Origin of the sequence: Pseudomonas anguilliseptica, assembly GCF_900105355.1 — a bacterium.
GTDB lineage: Bacteria > Pseudomonadota > Gammaproteobacteria > Pseudomonadales > Pseudomonadaceae > Aquipseudomonas > Aquipseudomonas anguilliseptica.
The window spans coordinates 317,888-336,751 of the sequence record NZ_FNSC01000001.1; the positions used below are offsets into that span (position 1 = coordinate 317,888).

The following is an 18,864-nucleotide window of genomic DNA, read 5'->3' on the forward strand; positions in this document are numbered from 1 at the left end:
AGTCGGCCGCTGCAAGGCGCGCTCAGCGCCTTTGCCTGAGCTTTTGCGGCACTGGCTGCAAGACCAATAACAACCCGCAAAAAGCCATGACCAGATAACTGAACATCAACCACAGTTCAGCCTCAGGCAGCAGTTGGCGCACAGCGAAGTAACTGCCTGCCATCGCCACCACAACCAACAGCAACTGCCCGCGAGCATCACGCCACAGGCTTGCCAGGCGCTCGGCACGAATCAGCACCAACACCTGCAAGCCAGCGCAAACCGCCGCCAGACCAACCAGCAATGGTCGCAGGGTATTGCTGATCTCTTCGACCAGCAACGAAGCCAGGCCGATCTTGGCAACTGCCGGTATCAGCAGAAAATGCAGCAACCAGAGGCCACCAACCCAGAGTGTCTGAGCCAGCAGCCAGCTGATTGCGCCCGCATCGCGCGCGCCCGGCTTAGAGATGACGAACCTCGACGATCTCATACTCCAGCGCACCACTTGGCGTCTGCACCACCACCACGCCGCCTTCGTTTTTGCCGATCAAGGCACGTGCGATAGGTGAGCCGACAGAAATCTTGCGCTGCTTGATGTCCGCTTCGTCTTCACCAACGATCTGATAGACCACGCTTTCATCGGTCTCGCAGTTAGCGATTTCCACGGTGGTGCCAAAAATCACCTTGCCGGTGTGCTCAATAGTGGTGACGTCGATGATCACCGCATTCTGCAGACGGCCTTCGATATCGCGGATACGCGCCTCAACCATACCCTGCTGCTCGCGCGCAGCGTGGTATTCAGCGTTTTCCTTGAGGTCACCGAGCTCGCGCGCGGTGCCGATATCCTGGCTGAGCTTGGGACGCACCACCTTGGTCAGATGTGCCAGCTCTTCTTCCAGGGCGCGAGCACCCTGGACGGTCATGGGGTATTTGGTCATGCCTTGATTCCTGCATGCAGATCCTGCAGCCGGCGCACGGTCTTCTCGGGACCGAACTTCAGCGCCTCACAGATCGCCTGACCCGCCGCAATAGTGGTGGTGCAGTAGATCTTGTGCTGCAGAGCGTTACGACGAATGGAGTAGGAGTCAGCGATGGACTGACGACCTTCAGTGGTGTTGATGATCAGCGTGACTTCGTCATTCTTGATCATGTCGACCACGTGCGGACGACCCTCAGTCACCTTGTTCACGCGACGCACTGGCAACCCAGCCGCCTCGATCAGCTTGGCAGTACCGGCAGTTGCCACCACTTCAAAGCCAAGCCCGATCAGATCGCGGGCAACGCCAGCCACCAACGGCTTATCGTCATCACGCACACTGATAAAGGCCACGCCTGCGTTCGGCAGCACTTCGCTGGCACCCATCTGCGCCTTGGCAAAAGCCTCGCCGAAGGTATCGCCGACGCCCATCACTTCACCAGTGGACTTCATCTCTGGGCCAAGGATCGGGTCGACACCAGGGAACTTGGCAAACGGGAATACCGCTTCCTTGACACTGAAATACGGCGGGATGATCTCGGCGTTGTAACCGGCCTCAGCCAGGGACTTGCCAGCCATGACGCGAGCAGCCACCTTGGCCAGGGAAACACCGACGCATTTGGAGACGAACGGTACGGTACGCGAAGCGCGAGGGTTAACTTCAATAACGAAGATGTCCTCGCCCTGCACCGCCATCTGCACGTTCATCAGGCCGACCACATTGAGCTCCAGGGCCATTTTCTTGACCTGCTCGCGGATCTCGTTCTGGATATGCATCGGCAGCGAGTAAGGCGGCAGCGAGCAGGCCGAGTCACCGGAGTGCACGCCAGCTTGCTCAATGTGCTGCATGATCGCGCCGATCACCACGGTTTCACCGTCACACACCGCATCCACGTCCACTTCGATGGCGCAGTTGAGGAAGTGATCGAGCAGCACCGGGCTGTCGTTGGAGACTTTTACCGCTTCGCGCATATAGCGTTTGAGTTCGTCTTCCTGGTAGACGATTTCCATCGCCCGACCGCCCAGTACATAGGATGGACGCACCACCAGCGGGTAACCGATGCTTTTGGAGTGAGCCAGGGCTTCGTCTTCGCTGCGCGCAGTGGCGTTGGCCGGCTGACGCAGACCAAGACGCTGAACCATCTGCTGGAAGCGCTCGCGGTCTTCAGCGCGGTCGATGGCATCAGGGCTGGTACCGATGATCGGCACGCCGGCTTCTTCCAGAGCGCGGCAGATCTTCAGCGGGGTCTGCCCGCCGTACTGCACGATCACACCTTTCGGCTGCTCGACGCGGACGATTTCCAGCACGTCTTCCAGGGTTACTGGCTCAAAGTACAGGCGATCCGAGGTGTCGTAGTCAGTGGAGACGGTTTCCGGGTTGCAGTTGACCATGATGGTCTCGTAACCGTCTTCGCGCAGCGCCAGTGCGGCGTGTACGCAGCAATAGTCGAACTCGATGCCCTGACCGATACGGTTAGGGCCACCGCCAAGGATCATGACCTTGTCACGGGTCGACGGATTGGCTTCGCACTCTTCCTCGTAGGTCGAATACATGTAGGCGGTGTCGGTGGCGAACTCGGCGGCGCAGGTGTCGACGCGCTTGTACACCGGCAGCACTTTCAACTTGTGGCGCTGACTGCGTAGGGTCTTCTCGGTCACGCCCAGCAGCTTGGCCAGACGGATGTCGGAGAAGCCTTTGCGCTTAAGCTTGTACATCGAGTCACGATCAATGCTCGACAGCGCCAGGGTCTTGATGCGCTCTTCGTCCTTGAACAGGTCTTCAATCTGCACCAGGAACCATTCATCGATATTGGTCAGCTCGAAGATTTCCGCAACCGTCTTGCCAGCGCGGAAGGCATCGGCGATGTACCAGATACGATCAGCGCTTGGCACGGTCAGCTCACGGCGCAGGGTGCTTTCTGCTTCAGGGTCAGCCAGGTCGAGCTTTTCATCAAAACCAGAGACACCCACTTCTAGGCCACGCAGGGCTTTCTGCAGGGACTCCTGGAAGGTACGGCCGATGGCCATGACTTCGCCGACCGACTTCATCTGCGTGGTCAAGCGGGCGTCGGCCTTGGGGAACTTCTCGAAAGCAAAACGCGGGATCTTGGTCACAACGTAGTCGATGGCCGGCTCGAACGAAGCCGGGGTGCGCCCGCCAGTGATGTCGTTGCTCAGCTCGTCAAGGGTGTAACCCACAGCCAGCTTGGCGGCGATCTTGGCAATCGGGAAGCCAGTGGCCTTGGAGGCCAGGGCCGAGGAACGCGACACGCGCGGGTTCATCTCGATCACGACCATACGGCCAGTGTTCGGGCAGATGCCGAACTGCACGTTGGAGCCGCCAGTTTCCACGCCAATCTCGCGCAGTACCGCCAGCGAGGCGTTACGCAGGATCTGGTATTCCTTGTCAGTCAGGGTTTGCGCCGGAGCCACGGTGATCGAATCGCCGGTGTGCACGCCCATCGGGTCGAAGTTTTCGATGGCGCAGACGATGATGCAGTTGTCCTTCTTGTCGCGGACCACCTCCATCTCGTATTCCTTCCAGCCGATCAGCGACTCGTCGATCAGCAGCTCGCTGGTCGGCGACAGATCCAGGCCGCGCGCGCAGATTTCTTCAAACTCTTCACGGTTGTAGGCAATGCCGCCGCCGGTGCCGCCCATGGTGAAGGACGGACGGATGATGCACGGGAAGCCGACCTTCTCCAGCACGCCGTAGGCATCTTCCATGCTGTGGGCGATGCCGGATACCGGGCAGGCCAGGCCGATGTCTTTCATCGCCTTGTCGAAGCGCGAACGGTCTTCGGCCTTGTCGATGGTATCGGCGTTGGCACCGATCATCTCGACGCCGAACTTCTCGAGCACGCCGTGGCGCTCCAGATCCAGCGCGCAGTTCAGCGCGGTCTGGCCGCCCATGGTCGGCAGCAGCGCGTCGGGGCGCTCCTTCTCGATGATCTTGGCCACGGTGGCCCACTTGATCGGCTCGATGTAGGTGGCGTCAGCCATGGCCGGATCGGTCATGATGGTGGCCGGGTTGGAGTTGACCAGAATGACGCGGTAACCCTCTTCTTTCAGCGCTTTACACGCCTGGGCACCGGAATAGTCAAACTCGCAGGCCTGGCCGATAACAATCGGACCAGCGCCGAGGATCAGGATGCTTTTAATGTCTGTACGCTTTGGCATGTTCTCTCTCTCGAATCCTTGGGTCAGTCGACTGGCTTAACGGCGCTTGGCCATGGCTTCGATAAAACGGTCGAACAGCGGCGCCACATCGGCTGGGCCGGGGCTCGCTTCGGGGTGACCCTGGAAGCTGAAGGCGTCCTTATCGGTCCGCTCGATACCCTGCAGGGAACCGTCGAACAACGACTTGTGAATGGCGCGCACGTTGCTTGGCAGGCTGCTTTCGTCCACGGCAAAACCGTGGTTCTGGCTGGTGATCATCACCACGCCGGTTTTCAGGTCCTGCACCGGGTGGTTGGCTCCATGGTGGCCGTGGCCCATTTTCAGGGTCTTGGCACCGGAAGCCAGGGCCAACAGCTGGTGGCCAAGGCAGATACCGAATACCGGGATCTCGGTTTCCAGCACATCCTTGATCGCCCGAATCGCGTAATCGCACGGCTCGGGATCGCCTGGGCCGTTGGACAGGAACACGCCATCGGGATTCAGCGCCAGCACATCGCTAGCAGGCGTCTGCGCCGGCACGACGGTCACGCGGCAACCGCGCTCAACCAGCATGCGCAGGATGTTCAGCTTGACGCCGTAGTCGTAGGCCACCACATGGTATGGCAGCTCGCTGGCCGGGATTTGCGGATGACTGTCGTCTTTCAGATTCCACACACTGGAGCGCCATTCGTAACGCTCGGTGCAGCTGACCACCTTGGCCAGATCCATGCCTTTCAGGCCAGGAAAGCTACGTGCCAGCTCCAGCGCCTTCTCTTCGGTGGCGTCGTCGCCAACCAGAATGCAACCGTTCTGCGAACCTTTCTCACGCAGGATGCGGGTCAGGCGGCGAGTGTCGATGCCGTCAATGGCGACGGTGCCGTTTTCCTTGAGGTATTCATCCAGCGGCTGCTTGTTACGCCAGTTGCTGGAGGTCAGCGGCAGGTCACGCATAATCAGGCCAGCGGCCCATACGCGATTGGATTCGGCATCTTCCGGCGTGGTACCGGTATTGCCGATATGCGGATAGGTCAGGGTGACAATCTGCTGGGCATAGGAAGGATCGGTAAGGATTTCCTGATAGCCGGTCATGGCGGTGTTAAAAACCACCTCTCCAATAGTTTGGCCATCGGCACCGATGGCCTCGCCGCGAAAAATACTGCCATCAGCAAGAGCCAAAATGGCAGGTTTAAGGGCTGGCTTACTCAAGAAAACCTCCGGAAATCAAAACGTGAAGCAAACGCAGATTGTAAAAAAGCGGGATGACGTATCAACCGTCACCCCGCTTTTTTATCTGATTCATTCTGCGCAACTTTAGTGGACACACTAAAGCAGAAAGCTTACAGGAAACTGCCTTTTCGGTCCACCGCCAGTTGCACTTGAGAGCCAGGCAAAAGGCACTCCTGCAACAGAATGCCCCACCCCAACATCAATTCAGCCCCAGAACGTCCTGCATATCGTATAGGCCAGGCTTGCGATTCTGCAGCCACAGCGCCGCACGAACAGCGCCCTTGGCGAAGGTCATGCGACTGGATGCCTTGTGAGTGATTTCCACGCGCTCGCCATCGGCCGCGAACAGCACAGTGTGATCACCCACCACATCACCGGCGCGCACCGTGGCAAACCCGATGGTTTCGCACTCGCGCGCACCGGTCTGCCCCTCACGGCCATACACCGCGACTTTCTGCAGATCGCGCCCCAGGGCATTGGCCACGACTTCACCCATACGCAAGGCGGTGCCGGACGGCGCATCGACCTTGTGACGGTGATGGGCTTCGATGATTTCGATATCCACATCATCACCCAGCACCCGCGCCGCCGTGTCGAGCAGTTTCAAGCACAGGTTGACGCCAACACTGAAGTTGGCGGCGAACACGATGGAAATCTGCTTGCCAGCATCACTCAGCAGCTGTTTTTCCTCCGGGGAAAAACCGGTGGTGCCAATGACCATAGCCTTGCCGGCCTGACGGCAAATCTCCAGGTTTTTCAGGGTAACCGACGGGTGAGTGAAATCGATCAGCACATCGAACTGATCAAGCACCGCATTCAGATCACCCGCCAGATTGACGCCAATCTTGCCCTGCGCCACCAGCTCACCGACGTCCGCGCCAACCAGACTGCTGTCGGCACGATCAATCGCCGCACTCAGGCTTGCGCCATCGACCAGCTGTACGGCCTCGATCAGGGTCTTGCCCATGCGCCCGGCGGCGCCCATCACAGCAATACGTTGCATAGCTATCAGCTCCAAGCTGTCGCCCCAGGCTGCAGCCGCCGCTTAACGACCGCGCAGCCTGCCAGCGGGATTTACAGGTCGCCAAAGAAGCGCTTAACACCTTCGAACCAGCCATTGGCCTTCGGCGAATGCGAGCTGTCGCCTTCCAGGGTTTTACGGAACTCGTCGAGCAGTTCGCGCTGACGCTTATCCAGGTTGACCGGGGTTTCCACCGCCACCTTGCACATCAGGTCACCTGCACCACCGCCACGCACTGGAGCAACGCCCTTGCCACGCAGACGGAACATCTTGCCAGTCTGGGTGCCTTCCGGAATCTTCAGCTTGACCCGACCATCCAGGGTCGGCACTTCCAGCTCGCCGCCCAGCGCCGCATCGGCAAAACTGATTGGCACTTCGCAGTACAGGTGCTTGCCGTCGCGCTGGAAGATCGCGTGCTCGCGCACATTCACCACCACATACAGGTCGCCCGCCGGGCCACCCATGGCACCCGCCTCGCCCTCGCCAGACAGACGAATGCGGTCGCCAGTATCGACACCCGCCGGCACTTTCACCGACAGGGTCTTGTGCTCTTCTACCCGACCATGACCATGACAGGAACCGCAAGGATCGGTGATCATCTTGCCGCTGCCGTGGCAACGCGGACAGGTCTGCTGCACCGAGAAGAAGCCCTGCTGCATCCGCACCTGACCGATGCCGCCACAGGTGGTACAGGTCACCGGCGTAGTGCCCTTCTTCGCGCCCGAGCCATCGCAAGGCTTGCAATTGACCAGCGTCGGTACGCGAATGGTCACCGTCGTGCCACGCACCGCTTCTTCCAGATCCAGCTCCAGGGTGTAGCGCAGATCACTGCCGCGCTGTGCACCACCGCGTGAACCACCGCGACCACCGCCGCCAAAGAAATCGCTGAATACATCACCGAAGATATCGGAGAAATTCGCCCCGCCCGGGCCACCGCCGCCACCCATCTGCGGGTCGACCCCGGCGTGCCCGTACTGGTCGTAAGCCGAACGCTTGGCCGCATCGGAGAGCACTTCGTAAGCCTCGTTGGCCTCCTTGAACTTCTCTTCCGAGGCCTTATCGCCAGGGTTACGGTCCGGGTGATACTTCATGGCCAGACGGCGGTAGGCTTTTTTCAGCTCCGCTTCGCTGGCACCGCGCTCGACACCGAGCGCCTCGTAAAAATCGCGTTTAGCCATAAGTCTTCAACACCTTTAAATCGTCTACTCCAGACACGCCAACGCGGGAGCAAGCTCCCGCGCGGCGGATCATGCCGAACGCGACTCGCGTCGCGCCCGGCCAGAGCGGCATAAGCTTGCGCCTATTTACTTGTTGTCTTTGACCTCTTCGAACTCAGCGTCGACCACGTCGTCGCCTGCGTCCTTGGCTTGCTCAGCATCCTGGGCTTGCGCACCTGGCTGCGGCTGTTCGGCGTACATCTTCTGCGCCAGCGGGGCAGTGACTTCGGACAGCGCGGTCATCTTGGCGTCGATATCGGCCTTGTCGTCACCCTTGATCGCCACTTCCAAGGCGCTCAGTGCAGTTTCGATAGCAGCCTTCTCGTCAGCAGTAGCCTTGTCGCCCGCCTCAGTGATCATCTTGCGGGTGGCGTGCACCAGCTGATCACCCTGGTTGCGCGCGGTAGCCAGCTCCTCGAACTTGCGGTCTTCCTCGGCATTGGCCTCGGCGTCACGCACCATCTGCTGAATCTCTTCCTCGGACAGACCGGAGTTGGCCTTGATCACGATGGACTGAGTCTTGCCAGTCGCCTTGTCTTTCGCGCCGACGTGCAGGATGCCGTTGGCGTCGATGTCGAAGGTTACTTCGATCTGCGGTACGCCACGTGGCGCTGGCGGAATCTCGGCCAGGTCGAACTTGCCCAGGGACTTGTTACCGCTGGCTTGCTTGCGCTCGCCCTGCAGCACGTGAATGGTCACGGCGCCCTGGTTATCGTCAGCAGTTGAGAATACCTGCGACTTCTTGGTCGGAATGGTGGTGTTCTTCTCGATCAGCGCAGTCATCACGCCGCCCATGGTTTCGATACCCAGGGTCAGCGGGCTGACGTCGAGCAGCAGCACGTCTTTGACGTCGCCAGCCAGTACAGCCCCCTGAATAGCAGCACCCATGGCCACAGCTTCGTCCGGGTTAACATCTTTACGCGCTTCTTTACCGAAGAAATCGGTCACCAGCTTCTGCACCAGCGGCATGCGGGTCTGACCGCCAACCAGAATCACGTCATTGATTGCACCGATTTCGATACCGGCATCTTTCAGCGCGATGCGGCAAGGCTCGATGGTGCGCTGTACCAGATCCTCAACCAGCGATTCCAGCTTGGCGCGGGAAATTTTCACGTTCAGGTGCTTCGGACCGCTGGCATCCGCAGTGATGTACGGCAGGTTGACGTCGGTCGACTGGCTCGAAGACAGCTCGATCTTGGCTTTCTCAGCGGCTTCTTTCAGGCGCTGCATGGCCAGCGGATCACCCTTGAGGTTCATGCCGCTTTCTTTCTTGAATTCGTCAACGAGGTAGTCGATCAGACGAATGTCGAAGTCTTCACCGCCGAGGAAGGTGTCACCGTTGGTGGCCAACACTTCGAACTGGTGCTCGCCATCGACTTCAGCGATCTCGATCACCGAAACGTCGAAGGTACCGCCACCCAGGTCATAGACGATCACAGTGTGATCGCCCTTGGCCTTGTCCATACCGTAGGCCAGAGCGGCTGCGGTTGGCTCGTTGATGATGCGCTTTACGTCCAGACCAGCAATACGGCCGGCGTCTTTGGTGGCCTGACGCTGGCTGTCATTGAAGTAGGCCGGCACGGTGATAACCGCTTCGGTGACTGGCTCGCCGAGGTAGTCTTCGGCGGTCTTCTTCATCTTTTTCAGAATTTCAGCCGAAATCTGTGGCGGCGCCATTTTCTGGCCGTTCACTTCCACCCAGGCGTCGTTGTTGTCAGCTTTGACAATTTTGTACGGCACCATCTGAATGTCTTTCTGCACAACCTCTTCATCAAAACGACGACCGATCAGACGCTTTACCGCGTACAGGGTGTTGTGCGGGTTGGTCACTGCTTGGCGCTTGGCCGACTGGCCAACCAAAATTTCGCCATCGTTGGCATACGCAATGATCGACGGCGTGGTACGCGCGCCCTCAGCGTTCTCGATAACTTTGACGCTGCCGTTTTCCAGAATAGAGACGCAGGAGTTGGTGGTCCCCAGGTCGATACCAATAATTTTGCCCATATTCACTCTCCCGAAACTTTGATAATCCCGCCGCTGATCGTTGTCAGCGGCGGTAGCACTAAAACGCTTGACTGTTTAATGGGGGCGGCTCGGCGAATTTCAAGCCTGCTCATCGATCGATGGCGGCGCATCTACCGGCGCCTTGCTGACCACCACCATGGCGGGGCGCAGCAGACGACCATTGAGCATGTAACCCTTCTGGAACACCTTGAGCACGCTGTTAGGCTCGACGTTGGTGCTTTCCTGCATCGCCATAGCCTGATGGTGCTCAGGGTTGAACGGTGCACCATGCGGATCAAGCGCCTCCAGCTGGTGACGCTTGAGAGTGTCGCCGAACAGCTTGAGCGTCAGCTCCATGCCCTCACGGACCGCCTTGATCGCCTCATCATCCGGATTCGACAGCTCAAGGCCGCGCTCCAGGCTATCCACCACCGGCAACAGGTCGTTGGCGAATTTCTCCAGAGCGAATTTGTGCGCCTTTTCTACATCCTGCTCGGCGCGACGACGCACGTTCTGCAGATCGGCGGCCATGCGCAGCGACTGATCCTGCGCAGCAGCCAGTTGCTCTTCCAGCGCTTGCACGCGGGCAACCAGGTCATCGCCCGCAGCCGCTTCGGCAGCTGTTTGTACATCGGGGTTCTGCGTATCCAGGGTCTGTTCGTCAGCCATGCGTCTCTCCTCTTAAAATCCGACGCGAGCCTCAACTCACGTGCCTGACCGCTATATGGGGTCAAAAAATGTGGTTTCAAGGACTACAGACGGATTGCCAGCCCACAAAAAACACTGTATAAACAACCAGACATGAACTTGGGAGGCCGTCGCCATGCTGGTGCACCTGTCCGTACACAACTACGCCATCGTTGAACACCTTGATCTAGAGCTGGACGCAGGCATGAGCGTGATCAGCGGCGAAACCGGCGCCGGCAAGTCGATCATGCTCGACGCCCTCGGCCTGACTCTGGGTGATCGCGCCGACAGCGGCGTAGTGCGTCCCGGTGCGGACAAGGCGGACATCCTCGCCAGTTTCGACCTGCATGACATCCCCGAAGCCCGCGCCTGGCTGGCCGAGCGCGACCTGGACAACGACGGCCCATGCATCCTGCGCCGGGTGATCACTGCCGAAGGCCGCTCGCGCGGCTATATCAATGGCTCACCGTGCCCGCAAGGCGACCTCAAGGCCCTGGGGGAGCTGCTGATCGACATCCACAGCCAGCATGAGCACCAATCCCTGCTCAAGCCCGACACCCACCGCCGCCTGCTCGACGAATACGCTGGCAGCCAGGAGCTGGCCCGCCAGGTGCAACTCGCGGCACAACGCTGGAAGCAGACCAAAAATGAGCTGGAGAGGGTTTCCAGCATCGGCGACGAACAACGTGCGCGCCATCAATTGCTCAGCTATCAGCTGGAAGAGCTCGACAACTTGGCACTCGGCGAAGACGAACTGGACAACCTGGAGCAGGAACACAAAAACCTGACCAACGCCGAAAGCCTGCTCAGCGCCTGCCGCCTGGTGATCGAGCAATGCAGCGAGAATGATGCCGGTAATGTACTGTCCGCCCTGACCAGCAGCCTCAATCGCCTCGGCGCTTTTCAGGGTCAACCTGGGGCGCTTAGCGAAGCCACCAACCTGCTGGCCAGCGCGCAGATTCAAGTAGAAGAAGCGGTCGGCGAACTGAACCGCTTTCTCGACCACTTCGACGCCGACCCTGAGCGCCTGCAACAGATGGAAGAGCGCCTGGACGCCATCTACACCCTGGCGCGCAAGCACCGCATCCAGCCAACAGAGCTGGGCGCCATGCAGCAGCAACTGTTCGAAGAACTGGAACGCCTTAACGCCGACGACCAAGCCGCCGAACGCCTGAGTGATGAGTTGGCCGCCTTCGAACGGCATTACCAGGAAAAAGCAGCGGAGCTCAGCACCCTGCGCAACAACGCCGCCAGCCAGCTGGCCAGCGCGGTCGAGCAGGAAATGCAAACGCTGGGCATGCCCGGCGGGCGTTTCAATATCAAGCTGAGTGCCAACAGCAACAGCGAGCCGCACCCCAACGGCCTGGAGCAACTGGAATTTCTGGTCAGCGCCAACCCTGGCCAGCCGCTGAAGGCGCTGGCCAAAGTCGCCTCGGGCGGTGAACTGTCGCGCATCAGCCTGGCAATTCAGGTGATCACCGCACAGACCTCGCGGGTGCCGACTCTGGTATTCGATGAAGTCGACGTCGGCATCGGCGGCCCCACCGCCGAAGTGGTCGGCCAACTACTACGCCGCCTCGGCGAGCGTGGCCAGGTACTAACCGTCACTCACCTGCCGCAAGTTGCCGCACAAGGGCACCAGCACCTGTTCGTGCACAAAGTACGTGAAAGCGATGCCACCCGCACCGCAGTGAGCAAACTCAGCCCTGCGCAACGGGTCGAGGAAATCGCCCGCATGCTTGGCGGCGTAGATCTCACTGAGGAGTCACTGGCCCATGCCCGACAGATGGTCGGTAGCGCCCAGGCCTGATTGCGCAGGTCTAGAAAGCACAAAGGCGGCCCTAGGGCCGCCTTTGTTGTACCTGCATCAATCAGGTTTTCTTGCGCACATACAGCACAAGATTGTGATCAACCAGTTCGAAACCGTGCTCTTTAACGATTTCTTTCTGACGTCTTTCGATCTCGGCATCGAAGAACTCGATCACATCACCAGAATCGACACAGACCATGTGGTCGTGATGGCCGCTATCCGCCAATTCGAAGACCGCATGACCGCCATCGAAGTTATGACGAACCACCAGACCTGCTGCTTCAAACTGGGTCAGTACGCGGTACACAGTCGCCAAACCTACGTCGTCACCCGCCTCCATCAGCGCCTTGTAAACATCTTCAGCACTCATGTGACGCTGACCGGCGTGGTCGAGCATTTGCAGTATCTTGACCCGTGGCAGGGTCACTTTCAGGCCAGCCTTGCGTAGTTCGCTATTTTCAACCATGGTCTGCTTTCTCACGGAAGCGGCTTCGCAGCTTCCTTTATTGCGGGTATGATCCGGGGTTATATTGCCCAGCCAAGATAGTGGAAGTCGCCCACCGATGCAAAAAACCAAACTCCTGCTGACCAGCCTCACCCTTACGGGGCTACTCGCACTCGCCGGTTGTTCATTCCCCGGGGTTTATAAAATCGACATCCAACAGGGCAATGTCGTCACGCAGGACATGATAGACCAGTTGCGGCCAGGAATGACCCGCAAGCAAGTGCGGTTTATCATGGGCAACCCCCTGCTCACTGACACCTTCCACGCCAATCGCTGGGATTACCTCTACAGTATTCAGCCGGGCGGCGGTCAACGCCTGCAAGAACGCGTCAGCGTGAATTTCAACGCTGATGACCAACTAATTGGTCTGTCTGGCGACTTTATGCCAGGCGTCAGCCGCGACCAGGCCATTCTGGGTGAGGACAGCGGCGTAACCACTCCGCAAACCACTCAGCAGCCGCAGGTTGAAGAGAAGCCCGCCCCGGGTTCGTTGCTTGAACAGATTCAGCGCGAAGTGGACGACGTGAAAGTCGTACCGGTACCGACTCCAGAGCCTCTGGAAAGTACACCGCAGTAATACATGCTGATAAAAAAGCCCGGACATGTCCGGGCTTTTTTATACCTGCATCGCTGCTGACCGAGCCTTCAACACTTATTGCCCGGCCTCCTCGGCCTTGGCTTGCGCTGCTTTGGCAGCACGCTGCTTGCGCACTTCTTTCGGATCGGCAATCAGCGGCCGGTAAATCTCCACCCGCTCCCCCTCTTCCAGCACGCGCTCATCGGGCTTGCTCACTGCCCTGCCAAAGATCCCCAGCGGGCTGTTGCGCAGATCCAGATCGGGGAAATGCGCCTGCATGCCGGACTGCAGCGCCGCCTGACGCACCGTAGTGCCATAAGGCAAACTCAGGCGCAGCAACTTCTGCTTGTCGGCCAGTGCATAGACCACTTCGACCACGATATTTGGCTTATCCATACAGTTGCTTGGCCCTTTGGCAGAAGGCATCGACCAGGGTATTGGTGGCCTGATTGAACAGCGGCCCAAGGGTCGCCCGTACCAGTGGCCCGGCATAGTCGAAAGTCAGATCCAGGCTGATCTTGCAGGCCTTGTCGCCCAATGCCTTGAACTCCCAATGCCCATACAACTGGGTGAACGGCCCCTCAACCAGAATCAGCTTGATCAGCTCACCAGGTACCAGGGTGTTGGCTGTGACAAAGCGCTGACTCAAGCCACCTTTGGCCACCGCCAGACTGGCGCGCATATGCGTATCACTGACTTCAAGCACTTCACTGGCCGAACACCAGGGCAGAAACTGCGGGTAACTGGCCACATCATTGACCAGATCAAACAGCGCCCGCGCGGGATAAGGCAAGAGCGCCGAACGCTGAATATGAGTACTCATAACCCAACCATTTGGCTAAACAGGATGCAGGCGATCATTTGCTCAGCTCTGCGACAAATACGATCAGCACGCCAATTGGCGCGACCACACGAATCAACCAGTACACCACGTTGAACAGCAGCGGACTTTTCATTGCCAACTCTTCACGCACGGCTTCACGCTTGAGTACCCAACCGGCAAATATGGCGAAAGCCAGACCGCCGAACGGCAACAGAATGCGACTGGTCAGGTAATCGATGGTGTCGAAGAAATTCCGCCCACCTTCAGCGCCCCACTGGAACAGGTGGAAACCATCCTCACCGAAGACAAAGAACTTCGCTTCCGCCCCCAGGTTAAAGGACAGCACCGTACCCATACCGACCGCCCAGCAAAGGAGCGCCAGCACACTGGTCACCAGCACCCGGCTGCGCTTGCTGCGCTCGACCAGATAGGCCACCGCAGGCTCCAGCATGGAGATCGACGAGGTCCAGGCCGCGATCAGCACCAGAATAAAGAACAGCGTGCCCATTACCTGACCAAAGACGATATTGCCGAACGCCACCGGCAGGGTGACAAACATCAGCCCCGGCCCTGCGCCAGGCTCCAGGCCACCAGCGAAAACGATAGGAAACAGCGCCATTCCGGCGGTGAGCGCAACAAGAGTATCGAGGATGCCAACGGTGAGAATGGTGCCGCCAATCGAGGCACTTTTCGGCATATATGAGCCGTAAACCATGATCGCACCCACACCGACGCTCAGAGTGAAGAATGCATGGCCCATGGCGGCCAGCACGCCATCAAGCACACGATCCGGCTGAAAATCGAAGAGGAAGTGGAAGCCCTGCATAAAGTGCCCAGTGGTCATGCTGTAACCCAGCAGCACCAGTAACAGGACGAACAGCAACGGCATCATGATGCGCAAGCTGCGTTCAAGACCAGCCACTACGCCGCGGGCAATGACAAAACCGGTTAACAGCATAAACAGCGTGTGCCACAGGGTCAGCCTCCATGGATCAGCCGTCAACGCGCCAAACGCAGCGCCTGCACCCTCGGCACTGACACCGGCAAACTGGCCGCCGCCCATGCTGAGGATGTAATCCAGTGACCAGCCGGCCACCACACTGTAAAACGACAGAATAAGCAGAGCAGCAATCATCCCCACCAGCGCTGCCCAGGACCATTTCGGCGAAGCACCTGACTCGATGGCCAGGGCTTTCAAGGTGTTCACCGGACTCTGCCGGCCGCGCCGACCGACCAGGGTTTCGGCGAGCATGATTGGCAAGCCGACCATAAAGATGCACACCAGATACATCATCACGAAAGCCCCACCGCCGTACATGCCGGTCATATAGGGGAACTTCCAGATATTGCCCAAGCCGACGGCCGAACCGGTCGCCGCCAGAATAAACACCCAACGACTGGCCCAGGCGCCGTGTATCGAAACCTTATCGTTCGCCATGCTCGGCTAGCCTGCTCTATTGAAAAAGATCGCGCATTGTCGGGGATTCGCCAAGGCGGCTCAAGCACAGCCGACGCCGCGTAGTACCAGGCGCCCGGTAAAGCTGATTTTTGTCCTGTCGCACACATAGCGCCCGCGCCAGTGACTCCCTATAATGCGCGCCCTATGGCTAAACAAAAGAAACACCCACAAGGCACCATCGCGCAAAACAAGAAGGCGATGCACGACTACTTCGTCGAATCCCGGTTCGAGGCAGGCTTGGTCCTGGCCGGCTGGGAAGTGAAAAGTCTGCGCGCCGGAAAGGCCCAGTTGGTTGACAGCTACGTGCTGCTGAAAAACGACGAAGCCTGGCTGATGGGCTGCCACATCACCCCTCTGACGGCGGCAAGCACCCATGTGATCGCGGATCCAACACGCACCCGCAAGCTGCTGCTGAACAAACGCGAGCTGGACAAACTGTTCGGTGCCGTACAGCAGAAAGGCTATGCCTGCGTGGCCATGTCGCTGTACTGGAAGGCGCACCTGATCAAGTGCGAAATTGCCCTGGCCAAGGGCAAGAAGGACTTCGACAAGCGCCACACCGAGAAGGAACGCGACGCCGACCGCGAAGTGCAGCGCGCCATGCGCAGCAAAGGCAAAGACGAATAAATCGACTCTGCACTCGCAAAAAAGCCCCGCACTGCGGGGCTTTTTCATTCCAGCGCCTGGCCTAGCGCAACTCGCTGAAGGCCAATTTCACTCCGAGCCCTATCAGCACCGCCCCCATCAAGCGATCAAACCAGTGCCCCATCCGGGCAAAACCTGCGCGCACCCGCTGATGACTGAAAAGCTGGGCGACCATGCAGAACCACAGCGCCGTGGCCACCGCGAGATAAACCCCGTACCCCGCCTGCACCGACAACGGCGTATGCGGATTGATCACCACGGTAAACAACGACAGAAAGAACAGCGTGGCCTTGGGGTTAAGGCCATTGGTCACAAAGCCTGCAACAAAGGCCGCACGCGGCGAACGCTCGCCCTCACCCAGACTCAGCTCGGCGTCGTTCGGGCTTGCCGGCTTGGCGCGCAACGCCCGAATGCCGATATATAGCAGGTAAGCCGCTGCCAACCACTTCAGGGCGTTGAACAGCACAATCGACTGCGACACGATCAAGCCGATCCCCAGCAGCGAATAGGCCGCATGGATAAAAATCCCGCAGCCCACACCAATCGCACTGAAGATGCCGGCACGCCGCCCGTGCGCCACACTCTCGCGCACCACAATCGCGAAATCCGGGCCAGGGCTGGCCACAGCCAGCTAGTGGATCAGGGCCACAGCTAAAAACTCAGTCCAGTACATGGGGCGGCTCCGCGACGTCGAAATGATTCTGTTAGGCTCGCCACCTTACTCCCCGCCCAAACCCGCAGGATAGATACAGCTGATGAGTAACAGTCACCGCGCCGTCTTTCTCGACCACAGCTCACTCGACCTGGGCGACCTTGACCTGTCCAGCCTGAGCGGCTGCTTTGCCGACCTGCAGCTGTATCCACACAGCACCCAGGCGCAAACCATCGAACGCCTGCAGGGCGCACAGGTAGCGATCAGCAACAAGGCGCCTCTGAATGCCGAGGTATTCGTCGCCTGCCCAGAACTGAAGCTGGTACTGGTGGCTGCCACCGGCACCAACCCAATTGACCTGGCAGCCGCCCGCGCTCACGGCGTAACCGTTTGCAACTGCCAGGGCTACGGCACGCCATCGGTGGCGCAGCACACCTTGATGCTGCTACTGGCGCTGGCCACGCGGCTGCCCGATTACCAGCAGGATGTTCGCGCCGGCCGCTGGCAGCAGGCGCAGCAGTTCTGCTTGCTCGATTATCCGGTCATCGAACTGCATGGAAAAACCCTCGGCCTGCTCGGTCATGGCGAACTGGGTGGCGCGGTGGCCAAACTGGCTGAAGCCTTTGGCATGCGTGTGCTGCTCGGTCAGCTGCCCGGTCGACCGCCACGTGCCGACCGTCTACCACTGGATGAGCTGCTGCCCCAGGTCGATGCGCTTACCCTGCACTGTCCGCTGAACAACGACACCCTGAACCTGATCGGCGCCCGCGAACTCAACCTGATGAAACCCACGGCCTTTCTGATCAATACCGCCCGTGGCGGGCTGATCAACGAACAGGCCCTGGCTGACGCACTGCGCGCCGGCCACCTGGGCGGCGCAGCCACCGATGTACTGACCCAGGAGCCGCCTAAAGACGGCAACCCCTTGCTCGCCGCCGATATTCCACGGCTGATCATCACCCCGCACAGCGCCTGGGGCAGCCGTGAGGCGCGACAACGCATCGTCGGCCAGCTCAGTGAAAACGCCCTGGCCTTTTTCAGTGGCACAGCCATACGCGTAGTCGGCTAAGCTACGCGACTTTTTCCAGGAGCGCTTATGGACCCGCGAAGCGAAGTACTGCTGCGCCAGGCCGATCTGTTCAACGGCCCAATGCTGCTTGCCGGCTTGCCGGCGGATGACTTGCTCGGTCAATTCCCCGAAGCCTACGGCTGGAGCTGGCATGCAGGCGAACACGCGCTGCTGGATGCCCGTTTCAGCAATCGCTGCCACTTTGGCACCCAGCCTGGCGAACGCGACTTCCAGGCAGCCGTGCTGTTTCTGCCGAAATCTCGCGAGCTGACTGAATACCTGCTCAATGCCCTGGCGGCGCGCCTGGGCGGGCGCGAGCTGTTTCTGGTCGGTGAAAAACGCGCCGGCATTGAACGCGCCGCCAAACAGCTGGCGACCTTCGGCCAGGCACGCAAGCTCGACAGCGCGCGGCACTGCCAGCTCTGGCAGGTACGGGTTGAGCACGCACCCGCCGCGCCGGACCTGCACAGCCTGGCACAACGCTACGAGCTCGCCCTGGCTGACGGGCCGCTGCAGGTGCTCAGCCTGCCTGGCGTATTCAGCCATGGCCGACTGGACGTTGGCAGCGCCCTGCTGCTTGAACACCTCGACGGGTTACCCAGCGGGCATATCCTGGATTTCGGTTGCGGGGCCGGCGTGCTCGGCGCAGCGCTGAAACGCCGCTACCCGGACAGCCGGATTACTCTGCTGGACGTGGACGCCTTCGCCGTCGAAAGTAGCCGCCTGACCCTGGCCGCCAATGGCCTTGAAGCCGATGTTATCAATGCTGACGGCATCGATGCCGCCCCCACGGAGCTGAGTGCGATCCTCAGCAACCCGCCCTTTCACCAGGGCGTACACACCCACTACCAGGCCACCGAACATCTGCTACGCCAAGCCAGTCAGCACCTGGCCAGCAAAGGCGAATTGCGCCTGGTGGCCAACAGCTTTCTCAAATATCCGCCGCTGATCGAACAGCACCTCGGCCCCTGCCAGATCCTGGCCGACGCCAAGGGCTTTCGCATCTACCGCGCCAGCAAAGGCTGAAACGGGGCTTGCCCTATCACGGATGCGT

Annotated in this window: 18 protein-coding genes; 5 read left to right on the forward strand and 13 right to left on the reverse strand. The window is 59.7% G+C overall.

All coding sequences use genetic code 11. The features are described 5' to 3' along the window. Positions 1 to 22: 22 nt before the first annotated feature. From BLW24_RS01640 to grpE, 8 genes are all read right to left on the reverse strand, one after another. Complete coding sequence (locus BLW24_RS01640) at positions 23 to 469, reverse strand: DUF4149 domain-containing protein (RefSeq protein ID WP_090375846.1); 447 nt, start codon at positions 467 to 469, stop codon at positions 23 to 25. After that, positions 441 to 917, reverse strand: a complete 477-nt coding sequence (greA, locus tag BLW24_RS01645) for a transcription elongation factor GreA (RefSeq protein ID WP_090375849.1) — start codon at positions 915 to 917, stop codon at positions 441 to 443. Before greA ends, BLW24_RS01640 begins: the two co-directional genes overlap by 29 nt. Further along, on the reverse strand, positions 914 to 4,135 hold the full coding sequence (gene carB / locus BLW24_RS01650) for a carbamoyl-phosphate synthase large subunit (RefSeq protein WP_090375852.1): 3,222 nt from the start codon (positions 4,133 to 4,135) through the stop codon (positions 914 to 916). The genes greA and carB overlap by 4 nt, the downstream gene beginning before the upstream one ends. Positions 4,136 to 4,171: 36 nt before the next feature. Continuing rightward, entirely contained in the window at positions 4,172 to 5,320 is a 1,149-nt protein-coding gene (gene carA / locus BLW24_RS01655; protein WP_090375855.1) for a glutamine-hydrolyzing carbamoyl-phosphate synthase small subunit, read from the reverse strand. 220 nt (positions 5,321 to 5,540) lie between these two features. Then, positions 5,541 to 6,344 (reverse strand): 4-hydroxy-tetrahydrodipicolinate reductase, encoded by an 804-nt coding sequence (dapB, locus tag BLW24_RS01660; RefSeq protein WP_090375860.1) that lies wholly within the window; start codon positions 6,342 to 6,344, stop codon positions 5,541 to 5,543. 71 nt (positions 6,345 to 6,415) lie between these two features. Further along, a complete protein-coding gene (gene dnaJ, locus BLW24_RS01665) occupies positions 6,416 to 7,540 on the reverse strand; it encodes a molecular chaperone DnaJ (protein ID WP_090375863.1) in 1,125 nt (374 codons plus the stop codon). A gap of 126 nt (positions 7,541 to 7,666) precedes the next feature. Next, on the reverse strand, positions 7,667 to 9,583 hold the full coding sequence (gene dnaK / locus BLW24_RS01670) for a molecular chaperone DnaK (protein ID WP_090375868.1): 1,917 nt from the start codon (positions 9,581 to 9,583) through the stop codon (positions 7,667 to 7,669). A gap of 99 nt (positions 9,584 to 9,682) precedes the next feature. Then, on the reverse strand, positions 9,683 to 10,252 hold the full coding sequence (gene grpE / locus BLW24_RS01675) for a nucleotide exchange factor GrpE (protein WP_090375871.1): 570 nt from the start codon (positions 10,250 to 10,252) through the stop codon (positions 9,683 to 9,685). A gap of 154 nt (positions 10,253 to 10,406) precedes the next feature. Between grpE and recN the strand changes: the two genes are divergently transcribed. Further along, positions 10,407 to 12,080, forward strand: a complete 1,674-nt coding sequence (gene recN, locus BLW24_RS01680) for a DNA repair protein RecN (RefSeq protein WP_090375874.1) — start codon at positions 10,407 to 10,409, stop codon at positions 12,078 to 12,080. Positions 12,081 to 12,141: 61 nt separating this feature from the next. On the opposite strand, the gene fur is transcribed toward recN, so the two are convergent. Further along, positions 12,142 to 12,546 carry a ferric iron uptake transcriptional regulator gene (fur, locus tag BLW24_RS01685; RefSeq protein WP_090375878.1) on the reverse strand — a complete coding sequence of 135 codons (405 nt, stop codon included), beginning with the start codon at positions 12,544 to 12,546 and terminating at the stop codon, positions 12,142 to 12,144. Positions 12,547 to 12,643: 97 nt separating this feature from the next. Here fur and BLW24_RS01690 point away from each other — a divergent pair, with 97 nt between their 5' ends. After that, positions 12,644 to 13,162 (forward strand): outer membrane protein assembly factor BamE, encoded by a 519-nt coding sequence (locus BLW24_RS01690; RefSeq protein WP_090375881.1) that lies wholly within the window; start codon positions 12,644 to 12,646, stop codon positions 13,160 to 13,162. Positions 13,163 to 13,237: 75 nt separating this feature from the next. On the opposite strand, the gene BLW24_RS01695 is transcribed toward BLW24_RS01690, so the two are convergent. The 3 genes from BLW24_RS01695 to BLW24_RS01705 are packed head-to-tail and all read right to left on the reverse strand — an operon-like array spanning position 13,238 to position 15,423. Next, positions 13,238 to 13,558 (reverse strand): RnfH family protein, encoded by a 321-nt coding sequence (locus BLW24_RS01695; protein WP_090375884.1) that lies wholly within the window; start codon positions 13,556 to 13,558, stop codon positions 13,238 to 13,240. Then, positions 13,551 to 13,985 (reverse strand): type II toxin-antitoxin system RatA family toxin, encoded by a 435-nt coding sequence (locus BLW24_RS01700; protein ID WP_090375887.1) that lies wholly within the window; start codon positions 13,983 to 13,985, stop codon positions 13,551 to 13,553. Before BLW24_RS01700 ends, BLW24_RS01695 begins: the two co-directional genes overlap by 8 nt. Before the next feature lie 34 nt (positions 13,986 to 14,019). Beyond that, positions 14,020 to 15,423 carry a sodium-dependent transporter gene (locus tag BLW24_RS01705; protein WP_090375891.1) on the reverse strand — a complete coding sequence of 468 codons (1,404 nt, stop codon included), beginning with the start codon at positions 15,421 to 15,423 and terminating at the stop codon, positions 14,020 to 14,022. Positions 15,424 to 15,588: 165 nt separating this feature from the next. Here BLW24_RS01705 and smpB point away from each other — a divergent pair, with 165 nt between their 5' ends. Beyond that, positions 15,589 to 16,071, forward strand: coding sequence for an SsrA-binding protein SmpB (smpB, locus tag BLW24_RS01710; protein WP_090375895.1), 483 nt, complete (start codon positions 15,589 to 15,591; stop codon positions 16,069 to 16,071). Positions 16,072 to 16,132: 61 nt separating this feature from the next. On the opposite strand, the gene BLW24_RS01715 is transcribed toward smpB, so the two are convergent. Continuing rightward, complete coding sequence (locus tag BLW24_RS01715; RefSeq protein WP_244161256.1) at positions 16,133 to 16,720, reverse strand: LysE family transporter; 588 nt, start codon at positions 16,718 to 16,720, stop codon at positions 16,133 to 16,135. Between the two features lie 124 nt (positions 16,721 to 16,844). Between BLW24_RS01715 and BLW24_RS01720 the strand changes: the two genes are divergently transcribed. Next, positions 16,845 to 17,810, forward strand: a complete 966-nt coding sequence (locus BLW24_RS01720) for a 2-hydroxyacid dehydrogenase (protein ID WP_090375898.1) — start codon at positions 16,845 to 16,847, stop codon at positions 17,808 to 17,810. 27 nt (positions 17,811 to 17,837) lie between these two features. Further along, on the forward strand, positions 17,838 to 18,836 hold the full coding sequence (locus BLW24_RS01725; protein WP_090375901.1) for a class I SAM-dependent methyltransferase: 999 nt from the start codon (positions 17,838 to 17,840) through the stop codon (positions 18,834 to 18,836). Positions 18,837 to 18,864: the final 28 nt, after the last annotated feature.